This is a genomic window from Chryseobacterium formosum (assembly GCF_026460885.1).
GTDB lineage: Bacteria > Bacteroidota > Bacteroidia > Flavobacteriales > Weeksellaceae > Chryseobacterium > Chryseobacterium formosus.
On record NZ_JAOVZW010000010.1, the window covers coordinates 22993 to 36546 of the forward strand.

Here is a 13554-nt window from a genome sequence, read left to right on the forward strand (position 1 = left end):
AATTCCAATGCAAAGAATTAGAAAAATCTCAAAATCTCAATCCCTACAAGTGCAAATTATTATCTGCATTTCAATAACTGATTATTAATAAATAATTCACTATCAACTTTAAGTGATTCTATAAAGTTAATAAAAAAATCCCGTGAAATTTTCACAGGATTTTAATTTATTTTAAAGCTTAAATTTATAAGGATTTAAACTGCTCTAGCGTTCTTATATCATTTTCGTAGAACATTCTGATGTCGCTCATTTGGTAAAGAAGCATTGTAATTCTCTCAATACCCATTCCGAAAGCATAACCGGAATATTTTTCAGAATCGATATTTACGTTTTTCAAAACAGCAGGATCAACCATTCCGCAACCCATAATTTCCAACCAACCTGTTCCTTTTGTAATTCTATAATCTGTTTCAGAGTTTAATCCCCAATACACATCAATTTCTGCACTCGGTTCTGTGAAGGGAAAATATGAAGGCCTCATTCTGATTTTAGACTTCCCGAAAAGCTCAGTAGTAAAAAACTGAATCGTCTGCTTTAAATCCGCAAAACTCACTTTTTCGTCAATATATAAACCTTCAATCTGATGGAAAATACAGTGTGAACGAGAAGAAACCGCTTCATTTCTGAAAACTCTTCCCGGAGACAAAATTCTGATTGGCGGTTCATTTTCTTCCATGTAACGGATTTGAACTGAAGAAGTATGCGTTCTCAGCAAAATATCAGGATTTTGTTCGATGAAAAAAGTATCCTGCATATCTCTCGCCGGATGATATTCCGGAAGATTTAGTGCGGTAAAATTATGCCAATCGTCTTCAATTTCTGGTCCGTCTGCAACGGCAAAACCAATTGATTTAAAAATATCAATAATTCTGTTTTTCACTAAATTAATAGGATGTCTTGATCCTAAATCTAATGGAAAAGCAGGTTTTGTAAGGTCATCTTTTTCTAAAATAATAGAAGAAGCAGAAGCGTTTTTTAAATCTTCCAACTTTACATTAACCGCTTGCTTCAGAGTATTAATTTTCTGTCCGAAATCTTTCTTTTGGTCATTAGGAACTTCTTTGAACTTTTCAAAAAAATCATTCAGAACTCCTTTTTTCCCATTATACTTGATTCGGAAGTTTTCAATTTCCTCTTTGCTTGTCGTGTTGAAACCATTCACTTCAGCCAGCAATTCTTCTATCTTTTCAATCATTGTTTTACCCTTTCAAAAAAATGTATTTGCAAAAATACGGTTTTCAGTTTAAAAATCTGTTTCAATTTATCATAAAAAAAACTGTTTCGGGTGAAACAGATTCAATATATATTATTTAAAATTTAATTACTTATAGTCTAAAACTGTTGCAACAATGCACATTAAAATAGTAATTGTATTAATACTAAGAATTAGAAAATACTCTTTCTTTTTTCTAAATACATTTACCAAACTAAAGAAAAATCCAAAAACCGCAAATAAAATAGATGGAATTGTAAGTAATTCACCAAAAAATTGAATAATCTGATTGCTGTAAGAAACATAATATAAAACCTGTAGACTCAATAAAAAAATGAGACAACCGATACTGATTATTAAAATTACCTTACTCATCAGATTTCTAATAATTTTAAATTATTTTTTCTCTAAAGCTTTTACTTTAATTTGAAGCGTCACTTCATTTTTAATAACACCATTTGCAGCAGGAGACTGAAATTTAACCCCAAATTCTTCTCTCATAATATCTTTCGGCTCGGTTGCAATACTTACTTCTACCCCATTTACGGCAACATTTGCTTTAAATTGTACAGGTTTTGTAATTCCTTTCACCGTTAAATTTCCATCTAAAACAGTATTATAATCACCTTCTGAAGATGGACTTACTTTTGTAATTTCGTAAGAGGCAGTTGGGAATTTCTCAACTTCAAAAAAATCAGCGCTTTTAAGATGACCATTTAGTTTAGCTAAATCATCTTTTTTGTCTTTTAAATCTTCTGAAGTTAGCGAAGACATATCTGCAACAAATTTTCCACTTTCCAGTTTTCCGTCTTTTACGGTTACATCGCCACTTTCAAATTTAATGGTTCCGAAGTGACTTGTATTATCAGATTTAAAAACTTTGTAGCCTTTCCACTCAACATTACTGTTTAAGGTATCCAAAACAAATTTACTTCCGTCTTTTGTAGTTGTGACTTCATTACTGTCACTTGTAAGAGGTTTTTCTTTAGAACAAGAAATGATGACAAAAGCAGTAAAAAGTGCAGGAATAGCGAGAGAAAATAATCTTTTTTTCATTTTGATATAATTATTGCAAGGCTAAATTACTAAAATTATACCAGTCTTCTTTAAAAACCCTTATTTTTGCAGTATGCTATTAGAGGTAAACAACTTATATTTTTCTCATTCACAGGAAAAACCACTCTTTCAAAATTTTAATCTAAAATTGGATGAAGGTAAAATCATTGCTTTGGCAGGAGAAAGCGGATGCGGAAAATCTACTTTATTAAGTCTTATCTACGGATTACACGACTGGAATCAGGGTGAAATCATTTTTAACGGCACAAAATTAATGGGTCCAAAAGGAAATCTTGTTCCTGGAGAAGCTGACATGAAATTTGTAGCCCAAAACTTTGATTTAATGCCTTATGCAACTGTTGCAGACAATGTGGGGAAGTTTATTTCTAATATTAATTTGGCGAAGAAAAAAGAAACCGTTTTAGAACTTTTGGATGTTGTTGGTTTGGTTGAATTTGCGAATGTTTTGCCTAAAAACCTGAGTGGCGGGCAACAACAAAGAGTTGCCATTGCAAGAGCACTTTCCGTCCTTCCTAAGTTGCTTTTACTCGATGAACCTTTCAGTAATCTTGATTTTGCAAGAAAAATTGAGCTTCGTGAAAAATTATTCAGATATGTGAAAGAAAATAATATCTCTTTGGTGATTTCTACACACGAACTGCAGGATATTATTGCATGGACAGACCAAATTGTCGTTTTGCAAAACGGAAGATTAATTCAGAATGACACCGCTGAAGAAACTTATAAAAACCCTTACAATGCTTATGTTGCTAAACTTTTCGGGGAAGTAAATATTTTTAGTGAAAATGAAATTTCAGAATTGCAGATTTCAAGGTTTTTCTATTATCCGCATCAGATTAAAATTTCTGAAAATGGTTTTGAAGCCGAAGTTTTAGAAAGTAGATTTGCAGGAAATCATTTTTGGAATAAAATAAAATTCAAGAATAAAGAAATGGTGATGTTTAGTAATCGTAAGCTTGAAAATTTTGTTAAAATAACCTTTGAATAGTAATTTATTTTAAATCTAAATTTCAAATAAAATAAAATGTTGCTTAATGTTAGTATGTGGATAATTTTCAGTGATTTATCAAATCATTTATAGAATAAATCTCTACATTTGTAAGACAACATAAGGAAATTTTTGGTTAATTCTTTTTCTGACTTCCAGACCAAAATTAGCTTTCAGCAATCAGGTCTTTGAAAGAGTACTCTGTCCAATTCTTTCCTTTTTTTATTAATAATTGGCAATCAGATTTGAAGTTAAAACCAATTGCCAAAAATCAACATTATTTAAAACTAAGCTTTCTTAACGAATTCAGATTTCAGAGCCATTGCGCCAAATCCATCAATTTTACAATCGATATTATGATCGCTGTTTGGTCTTAAACGAATATTTTTAACTTTAGTTCCTGCTTTTACAGGTTTTGGAGCGCCTTTTACGGGAAGATCTTTCATTACAATTACCGAATCTCCATTTTGAAGTTCATTTCCATTGATGTCTAAAATTTTATCTTCATTTCCAACTTCTTTAGGATCCCATTCATGGAAACATTGTGAACAAACCATTAAATCATCTTGTTCATACGTAAATTCAGAACTGCATTTCGGGCAAATAACTGCGTCGCTCATTTTATTAATTTTTGCAAAGGTAGTTTTTTGAATTAGAAGTTAGAAGTTAGAAGTTAGAAGTTAGAAGTTAGGCAAAAGTAAAAATCAATTAGTCTAAATTTAACTTTATTTAAACTCAGAACTCATAATTTATAACTCATAATTACAAATCATTAACTCTCAACATAAATTTGTATTTTTGCAGATTCAAACAGCTTACAGCAATTTATGGAATTAATTCACAGAAACCTTGCAATCGGTATTCACGATGCTTTACAGGAAACATTTTTCGAAAAAAACAAATACGCAGATAAAGTAATCGAAAGACTTTTGAAAGCTCACAGAAAATGGGGAAGCCAAGATAGAGCCGTTGTTTCTGAGATTTTCTATAACATTATCCGTTGGAAAAAACGTCTTGAATATTACATGGGTGAAGGTATAAAACCCAATAATATCTACAAGCTGATTCTCGCTTACTTACTTTGGAGCAAAACCAATTACAAAAAATTTGAAGAATTTGACGGAATTAAAGTTGCCGACATTCTTATAAAACTTAAAAAAGGAACTGTTCCCACAAAAGCAATTGAACATTCTATCCCTGAATGGCTTGTCGAAACTTTAGAAAAAGAATTAGGACCAAAATGGGAAAAAGAAATTCAAGCTTTGAACGAACAGGCTCCAACTGTTTTGAGAGCAAATTCTTTAAGAACTACTCCAAAAGAGCTTATTTCTGATCTTGCTGACGAAAATGTAGTTTCTTTCACTGTAAGAAATTATCCTGATGCAGTACAACTTGAAGAAAAGAAAAATGTATTTCTTACAACTGCTTTCAAAGAAGGTTTATTCGAAGTACAGGATGCTTCTTCACAAAAAATCGGTTATTTTCTTGATGTAAAAGAAGGACAGAGAGTTGTAGATGCTTGTGCAGGTGCAGGCGGAAAAACCCTTCACTTGGCTGCTTTGATGCAAAATAAAGGTCAGATTATCGCATTAGATATTTTTGAATGGAAATTAGCCGAATTGAAACGTCGTGCTAAAAGAGCCGGAGCTCACAACATTGAAACAAGAGTAATTACTGACACGAAAGTTATCAAACGTCTTCATGATAAAGTTGACCGACTATTAATTGATGCGCCATGTTCTGGTTTGGGAGTTTTAAAAAGAAATCCGGACAGCAAATGGAAAATCGATCAAGATTTTATCGACAGAATTAAAAAAGAGCAACAACAAATTATTCAGGATTACTCTAAAATGCTGAAAGTTGGTGGTAAAATGGTATATGCAACTTGTTCTATTCTTCCTTCAGAAAATAATAAGCAGGTTGATGAGTTCATCAAAAAAAATCCTAATTACAAAATGATCAAAGACGAAAAAGTAATGCCAAGTGAAGGTTACGACGGATTCTACATGGCTTTGATTGAAAGATTATCTTAAAATAATTTTCAGAATATTATATATGAACTACTCTATTTTTTGGAGTAGTTTTTTTATTAAAAATAAATCAAAATTTTACCTTTGTAAAAACCATTGAAACATCATGATAAGACGATTACTACTCAGTTTTTTCACACTTTTTTCTGTTTTGAATTTCGCTCAAAATAAAATTGAGGGAAATTATGATGCAAAAAATAAAATGTTTATTCAAAAAAGTAAAAACTTTTGGATTAGTGAATATAAAAACGGAGTTGCCAAAATTTCTAAAGATGGATATTATGGTATTATCGACGAATCGGGGAAATATATTCTTCCGATGATCTATGATGAAATTTATCTTACAAACGAAGGTATTTTTGCTAAAAAAGAAGCAGAAAAATACGCTTTTAATTATGATGGAAGTACCAATTGCAATACATTTTTTGGAGCAAACGCCAACAAAGACAGTTATCAACAATATCCTGCATACAAAATTTTGAATTTTGACATATATGGTAAACCATTTTCTGAAGGATTATTTCTTTCTAAACAGCATTACAACAACGAAACCAATAAATATCAACTGACTTATCTTGATGAATTTGGAAATGTAAAAATTACTACTGATAAATATATTTCAGGCGGTGTATTTTCAGAAGGACTTGCTGCAGTTTCTTATTTTAAATATTGGGGGTTTATCGATAAAACCGGAAAAGAAGTTATTCCTCCAATATATGATTATCAATCTATCTTTAGAGAAGGTGTTGCCAATGTTTCTAAGAATAACAAATACGGATTGATAGATTCCCGTGGAAACATCATCATCCCTTTGGAATATGATCAGATTCATCCAGCTTTTGACGGAATGGTTCCGGTAAAAAAAGGAGATAAATTTGGTATTTTTGATGTAAAAGGGAAACAGGTTTTAGATTTTATTTATGAAGATGTTTCAATATTTAATAATGGACATGGACAGGTAAAGCAAAATGGAAAATGGTTTTTTATCAATAAAAGAGGTGAAGCTTCAGACTATTATCAATTCCCTTTTGAAGAAGGGTACAGATTTATGGATTACAAAGGCAATAAAGTGTATGAAGATAAATTAGGGAATGTTATTTTTAAAAATACCTTTGATAACAAAGAATACAGAGAAGGACTTTCAATTATAAAAGAAAATAGCAAATTTGGTTTTGCAGACAGATTAGGAAATGTAATCCTGAAACCAACATATGATTCTGCGGAAAACTTCAAAGACGGATTGGCAAGAGTACAAATCGGCAATGAAAATTTTTATATCGATAAAAAAGGTAATAAATCTCAACCTGAGAAACCTACAAAATTTAGCTTTAATATAAAAGGAATAACTGTTTCGTTGGAAAATAATGGAACCTATTCTTTGGTGAATTGCAGCACAAAAAAGACTTTAGAAAAAGACATTAATGATGTTTCCATTCTTGGAAATTTTATTGTTATTAATAAAAATAACAATAAAGGATTACTCGATTTTGCAGGAAATGCTGTTTTGAAAACCATTTACGAAGAATTAATTCTTAAGAAAGATAAAATCATCGGGAAATCAGAAAACAACATCGATATCTTCGACAATAATCTAAAACTTGAGAAAAAATTAAGTTTAAGCGACAGTAATTTTAAAATTTACGATGAAAAAAAATCTGACAACGCTGTTTTAATCGAACAAAATTCTAAAAAAGGCTTAATCAATATTGTTGACAATAAAATGATGTCACCGAGATTCGAGTCTCTTTCATTTTTAGATAAAAGCGGATTGTTTTTAGGAAAATATTCCACTGAAAATTATTTGATTGATGTGAAAAAAAATATCGCCACACTTTTCACTTTAAATAATTATGAAGAATTTTCAAAAGGCATTATAAAAACCAGCAGATACGGAAAAAACCAAGGATTAATCGATAGCGAAAACAATATTATTCTGCCTTCAGAATATGATATATCCTTTCTTTCTAATAAAACTGCCATTGTTAAAAAAAATAATCTATATGGCTTGATTAACGAAAAAGGAAAGATTCTTCTGGAGCCAAAATACCAGAAAATTTATCATAGTGACAACGCATACATTGACGGTGATGATGAATTAATATTAGTTAAGCTCAACAACAAAGTTGGTTTTGCGGACAGAAACGGAAATATGAAAATTAATTTTCAATATGAAGAAGGAACTCCCTTCAACAATAAATTGGCTTCTGTAAAACTTAATGGAAAATGGGGATATATCGATAAATTTAATCAGCTAATTATCAATAACATTTACGACGAAGCATGGCCTTTTATTGATACTTATCAAGCAAGAGCAAAAATTGGGAATCAATATATTATCATTGATAAATCCGGAAAAAAAATCAGAAATGCAGAAAATTAATTATTTAAATTTTATTGTAATTCACAAATCAACTACTCTATTTTTTGGAGTAGTTTTTTGTTGATTTTATAGATATAAAAACCTTCATTATTAAATGGAATCAATAAAATTTTATTTGATATTTTATCTTTATTTAATCTAAAAGGATAATGATCACTGATGTTTTCGTCTAGTTTTTGTGAAGAAGTATTTCCTTCCCTTCCATCAAAGTATGTAAAAAGATTTGAATCATGAAAAACAACAAAGAAATCATTCCAGATATTTTCAATATAATATTTAAAGTCTTTTATAAAATACTTTTCAGTTTCAAGCTTTAAATAATTTCCATTTGTTGGCGGAACATCATTAAACCCAAATATAAACTCTCCGTTCTTCCATGAAATTGTGGTTTTTATAAAACCATTATTCAGCAACTCGAACTCACTTTTAATTATTTCATCAATAAAATCTGATTGTTTTTCAATAATTTTTCGGATAAATTCATGAGAATTAGCAAGAACTGTAATTTGGTTATCATCATTATAAAAGTAGTTTACAGGGATTAATGATTTATTGAGTTTTTTCTTGTTCTTAATAGCGTATTCAACCATTTTCAGAACATCTTTAATATCAACTTTCAAACTTTGTATTCTTATTGCAACCCCACTTCCACCTTCCATTTTTTCGTAGCCTTCGCTAAGTTTCAAAAGTTTGTAATTTGCATCGTTCTGTTCAACAATAAATAAATCACTTTTATTAGGATACATATAGGTTTTTCTTTCAAGCATAATAGTATCTTTAAAACCAAGTTTATCAGCGATTTGCTTTGATAACTTTCCTAAAATTTCCATTTTCAATTCTTCCGCAGAGACAGTTTTATCGCCAAAATTAAATTCAGAAATATAAAGCGTTTTTACATTTCCATAATTTTTAATCTTTACTTTGGTTTTATGAGCAGTGTAATTATGTGAAAAAATTAAAAATATAATTAAAGAGAAAAAGGGTTTCATGTTTTTTAGTTTAAGCTGTAAACGAAATTCTAAAAATAATATTTTACAAGTAAACCAACTAAAGAGATTTGACAAATCATTAACTATCGATTATCTTTGTAAAAACCATCAATTCATTATGTTTAAATCTATTTTAGCAAGTTTTTTTATCTGTTTATCTATTTTCAGTTTTTCTCAGACCTATGAAATTCAATATGAAAGTTCGTACAACGGCAAAGTTCAGCCGAATCAAAATCCTATAATTGTTTGGGTCAATGAGAATGAAAATTTCATTTTAAATACAAAAATCAAAGAACAGAAAAGCGATTTCCCTTTTGAAATCAGTAAGATTGAAAAACCTTCCAATACAATTGTTTCTTATGCGTTTTTAAAGCCGAATGAAGCAATTTCAACCTCAGATAAAGAATCAATAGCAAAACAGGAATTTGAATTAACCACACAAACTAAAAAGATTTTAGGCTACAACTGTAAAAAAGCGGTTACCAAAATCAACTCAAACACCATTGAAGTTTGGTACACGAATGATTTAAAATTAAAAGGCGGACCATCAAGTTTAGGACAAAATTTAGGCATGGTTTTACAGGTTGAAAGAAACGGTAATTCTGCGACAACAGCAGTTTCAGTAAAGAGAATTAAAACATCAGGAATAGAAAAAATCATCAACAAAAATATTCCTACAACAGATTTACTGAGCTACAGAGATTTACTTTGGAAAAGCAGATTTACTACATTAAATGTTTTTGAAAACGAAATTATCAATTTTTCAGACCAATCAAAGTCTGATGAAAATATTAAAAGATTTGCCAACGGAACGATTATTTTAAAAAAGATAAAATTCCCGAAAATTTCTCAAGGTGAAAACATTTTTGTGGAATTAAAACAACAATCAAACGGCGACGCATACGACAGAACGGGAACTGTATTTTTCATTCCTGAAGAAAAATCACAGACTTTTTTTGATAGTTTGGAAAAAGGTGTAAAAACACTTCCAGTTTACGAAAATGGAAACGGAAAACAATATTACGGTGTTATTTCCAATCAAAATTATCAACCCACAGTGGAACTGATGCGATTTTTTACTTCTTTCGGAATTAACAAATTCAATCACATTGAGTTGAAAGATAAAACTTGGCAAACGATTAGTCCGTTTCGTCAGGATATTACAGAATTGAAACCTTCCCTTTCTGAAAAAGAAATCTGGATTGGAACTTTCATCGGAAATTACGACAAAGGCGGTCATAAAGTAAGTTTAGACATTACCATTCACAACAGCGAACAAATCGTCAATAAAAACAATAAAGTGATTCCGCTTTTCAACACAACCAATATCATGGAAATGGCAGGACAGGATTATGCGACGATGTTTAATAATGATAAAGGACTTTTCGTGGAATTTAATTTAGAAAAAGACTTAAAAAACGCTCAGCTAAGATACATCACAACCGGACATGGAGGTTGGGAAAATGGCGACGAATTTATTCCAAAAGCCAATTCGATTTATTTGGACGGAAAATTAAATTTTTCATTTACACCTTGGAGAACAGAATGTGGTTCTTATCGATTATTTAATCCCGCTTCAGGAAATTTTCCGGACGGATTGTCATCTTCAGATTTAAGCCGCTCAAACTGGTGTCCCGGAACGGTAACCAATCCTAACTTTATTTCTTTAGGAGAGTTAAAAGCCGGAAAACACACCATTCAGGTTAGAATTCCGCAAGGAGAACCGGAAGGAACAAGCTTCAGTGCATGGAATATTTCAGGAGTTTTATTAGGAACCGAATAAAAACAAAACCTCCTTGCAATATTATTACAAGGAGGTAAAAACACAAATGATGAAAAAAAATTATTTCGAGCGACAAAGTAAAGAAAAATATTTTAATTAATTATTATATTTTTCAAAAAAAATCAAAAAAGCTTCTTATCGAAGCAAAGAATTATTTTCAAGTGAAAAAAATTCTTATTTGAAGGTAGATTCGAGTACTTAAAGTTTAAATTTTAAACCAAAATAAAATTAATAATTAAAAATATTAACAATTAGTAAATTTTAATTGTAATTTTTAAACATATAATTTAGTTTTGCTATCAAATAATTACAAAATGTGCGGAATCGTATGCTTATTTGACGCAAAACAGTCAACCGAAATATTAAGACCTCAAGTCTTGGAAATGTCTAAAAAAATCCGTCATCGCGGTCCCGATTGGAGTGGAGTTTTTCAAAATGAAAAAGTTGTTTTTTCACATGAAAGATTAGCGATTGTAGACCCAACTTCCGGAAAGCAACCATTGTTTTCTAAAGACGGAAAAATTGTTCTTGCCGTAAATGGTGAAATTTATAACCACAGAGAACTGAAAGAAGAATTTCCTGATTACGAGTTTCAAACCAAATCTGACTGTGAAGTTATTCTTGCTCTTTATGAAAAATATGGAAAAGATTTTATTGAAAAACTGAATGGAATCTTTGCTTTCGCATTGTATGATATCGAAAACAATATTTATCTCATTGCGAGAGATCATATGGGAATTTGTCCGCTTTATCAAGGTTGGGACAGGGAAGGAAATTATTATGTAGCTTCAGAATTAAAAGCTTTAGAAGGAATATGCAAAAAAATCGAAACTTTTTTACCCGGACATTATTTATATAACATTGAAGGGAACGAACTTCAACAATGGTACAAAAGAGATTGGGAAAACTTTGATGCGGTAAAAGATAATGTTACAGATATTCAGGCAATCAGAAAAGGCTTGGAAGATGCCGTTCACAGACAATTAATGAGCGATGTACCTTATGGAGTTTTGCTTTCAGGCGGATTAGATTCATCAATTATATCTGCAATTACCGCAAAATTTGCAAGACAGAGGATTGAAAGTGGCGATACTCAGGAAGCTTGGTATCCGAGATTACACAGTTTTGCAGTTGGATTGGTGGGTTCGCCAGATTTGGCAGCAGCCAAAAAAGCAGCGGAACATATCGGTTCGGTTCATCATGAAGTTAATTTTACGGTTCAGGAAGGTTTAGATGCAATCCGTGATGTGATTTATCATTTGGAAACTTACGATGTTACCACGATTCGTGCTTCTACACCAATGTATCTTTTAGCAAGAGTTATTAAATCGATGGGAATTAAAATGGTGCTTTCTGGTGAAGGTGCAGATGAATTGTTTGGTGGATATTTATATTTCCATAAAGCTCCGAATGCAAAAGAATTTCACGATGAAACGGTAAGAAAACTCAACAAACTTCATTTATACGACTGTTTGAGAGCCAACAAAGCTCTGATGAGTTGGGGAATTGAAGGGCGAGTTCCGTTTTTGGATAAAGAATTTATGGATGTTGCGATGAATGTAAATCCTGAAGATAAAATGATTCGCAGAGAAGAAGGAAAAATTGAAAAATGGGTTTTGAGAAAAGCTTTTGAAGATCTTTTACCTGAATCAATTGCGTGGAGACAGAAAGAACAATTTTCAGACGGAGTCGGTTATTCTTGGATTGACACGCTGAAAGATATTGCTGAAAAATATGTTTCGGATGAAATGATGGCGAATGCAAAATTCAGATTTCCACTAAACACACCACAGAACAAAGAAGAATACCGTTACAGAACGATTTTTGAAGAGCATTTTCCTAGTGAAACTTCTGCTGCAACTGTTCCATCGGTTCCTTCTGTAGCTTGTTCTACCCCGATTGCACTGGAATGGGACGAAGCTTTTAAAAAGATGAACGACCCAAGCGGAAGAGCCGTGAAAGTACACGAAACTTCTTATTAATTTATAGAAATTTATCAATCCTGTATTCGTACAGGATTTTTTATTCAATAAAATCAATAATATTTGCATAATTTAACTAAGTATTAAACTTATTATCTAATAAATAATTATATTTGGAAAATAAAAATAATCTCTGTTGTAAAATGAAAAGAAACATTACTATTTTTTTTGCTTTACTATGTACAAGCTTAGCTTTCGGACAAGGTAAATACGGAAAATTTCTAAATTCTAAAAAACTCGCGCTTACTTATAAAACTGTAAAACCTGTAGATAAAGACGATTACTATCAACAATATTATTGGTTGGTAAAAGCAGAACAGCTAAAAACTTATCCTCACCTTGCAGATATAAAGCCTGTGGTTTTGTACAACTTTGTGAAAAAAGTAAATCCTCAAAACCCTACTAAAAAGCTGGATGACAGAGGAAAAGAATTAAGAAGAACTGCAGAATTATCTTTAGACCAGTATTTCAAAAACAAAAATTTCCAGAATAATCAGGTATTATTGTTAAACCTTGAAACGTATGTAGATCCTTCTCAAGGAGAATATTTCACAAAAGTAGATGCTGAAAAAATCAAGCAATTGGTTCCAAAAGAATTCTTCGGATTTACTTCTTTAAACAAGAAAACTCACGAGGAAACTAATTATTATCTTTGGGTTGATAAGAAAAACGACAAATTTAAAATCGTTGATATTATTCCAAACGAAAAGGAAAATGCTAAATTTTATGCTTCTGTAAAACAATATCTTCCGAAGTATAAATTTGAGAAAAAATATATGCCTACCATGAAAAAAGGTAGCAAGGCGGATAAAACAGATAAAGATTTTTATTACATCATGCCTTTCGAGCAAAATAAAGACAATATCGAGTATAAAACAGATGATTTTGAAACATTCACTTTAAGCCAGGTAAAAAGAGAAGGCGAAGCGTGGATTGGAGTAGAAAAACCAAGAAAATAATAAGATTCAATCTTAAGAAAAGCCCTGAAAATAATACTTTCAGGGTTTTTTATTTATATTTTAAAATAATTTCAAATCTTCTTATTTTTAATTTTCAAATAAAACTTATGAGAACATATTTAAGCATCTTTTTATTGCTCACTTTTATCATTA

At 30.8% G+C, this 13554-nt stretch carries 10 protein-coding genes; 6 read left to right on the forward strand and 4 right to left on the reverse strand.

Features of this window, described 5'->3' with window-relative positions; all coding sequences use genetic code 11:
• Positions 1 to 184: 184 nt before the first annotated feature.
• On the reverse strand, positions 185 to 1195 hold the full coding sequence (pheS, locus tag OF897_RS08810; protein WP_267265331.1) for a phenylalanine--tRNA ligase subunit alpha: 1011 nt from the start codon (positions 1193 to 1195) through the stop codon (positions 185 to 187).
• A gap of 414 nt (positions 1196 to 1609) precedes the next feature.
• Positions 1610 to 2269, reverse strand: coding sequence for a YceI family protein (locus OF897_RS08815; RefSeq protein WP_267265332.1), 660 nt, complete (start codon positions 2267 to 2269; stop codon positions 1610 to 1612).
• Positions 2270 to 2342: 73 nt separating this feature from the next.
• Here OF897_RS08815 and OF897_RS08820 point away from each other — a divergent pair, with 73 nt between their 5' ends.
• Positions 2343 to 3278, forward strand: coding sequence for a sulfate/molybdate ABC transporter ATP-binding protein (locus OF897_RS08820; RefSeq protein ID WP_267265333.1), 936 nt, complete (start codon positions 2343 to 2345; stop codon positions 3276 to 3278).
• A 287-nt stretch (positions 3279 to 3565) separates the two neighbouring features.
• Here the strand turns inward: OF897_RS08820 and OF897_RS08825 are convergent, their stop codons facing one another.
• Positions 3566 to 3898 carry a zinc ribbon domain-containing protein YjdM gene (locus tag OF897_RS08825; RefSeq protein WP_267265334.1) on the reverse strand — a complete coding sequence of 111 codons (333 nt, stop codon included), beginning with the start codon at positions 3896 to 3898 and terminating at the stop codon, positions 3566 to 3568.
• Positions 3899 to 4105: 207 nt separating this feature from the next.
• Between OF897_RS08825 and OF897_RS08830 the strand changes: the two genes are divergently transcribed.
• Together OF897_RS08830 and OF897_RS08835 are read left to right on the forward strand one after the other, a co-directional pair.
• Positions 4106 to 5311 (forward strand): RsmB/NOP family class I SAM-dependent RNA methyltransferase, encoded by a 1206-nt coding sequence (locus OF897_RS08830; RefSeq protein WP_267265335.1) that lies wholly within the window; start codon positions 4106 to 4108, stop codon positions 5309 to 5311.
• A 103-nt stretch (positions 5312 to 5414) separates the two neighbouring features.
• Positions 5415 to 7688, forward strand: a complete 2274-nt coding sequence (locus OF897_RS08835; protein WP_267265336.1) for a WG repeat-containing protein — start codon at positions 5415 to 5417, stop codon at positions 7686 to 7688.
• Between the two features lie 32 nt (positions 7689 to 7720).
• Here the strand turns inward: OF897_RS08835 and OF897_RS08840 are convergent, their stop codons facing one another.
• Positions 7721 to 8677 carry a hypothetical protein gene (locus OF897_RS08840; RefSeq protein WP_267265337.1) on the reverse strand — a complete coding sequence of 319 codons (957 nt, stop codon included), beginning with the start codon at positions 8675 to 8677 and terminating at the stop codon, positions 7721 to 7723.
• A gap of 118 nt (positions 8678 to 8795) precedes the next feature.
• Here OF897_RS08840 and OF897_RS08845 point away from each other — a divergent pair, with 118 nt between their 5' ends.
• From OF897_RS08845 to OF897_RS08855, 3 genes are all read left to right on the forward strand, one after another.
• The gene (locus tag OF897_RS08845) at positions 8796 to 10460 is read left to right on the forward strand and encodes a GLPGLI family protein (RefSeq protein ID WP_267265338.1); all 1665 of its coding nucleotides are present in this window, start codon (positions 8796 to 8798) and stop codon (positions 10458 to 10460) included.
• 314 nt (positions 10461 to 10774) lie between these two features.
• Positions 10775 to 12442 carry an asparagine synthase B gene (gene asnB, locus OF897_RS08850; RefSeq protein WP_267265339.1) on the forward strand — a complete coding sequence of 556 codons (1668 nt, stop codon included), beginning with the start codon at positions 10775 to 10777 and terminating at the stop codon, positions 12440 to 12442.
• A 143-nt stretch (positions 12443 to 12585) separates the two neighbouring features.
• Positions 12586 to 13401 (forward strand): hypothetical protein, encoded by an 816-nt coding sequence (locus OF897_RS08855; protein WP_267265340.1) that lies wholly within the window; start codon positions 12586 to 12588, stop codon positions 13399 to 13401.
• Positions 13402 to 13554: the final 153 nt, after the last annotated feature.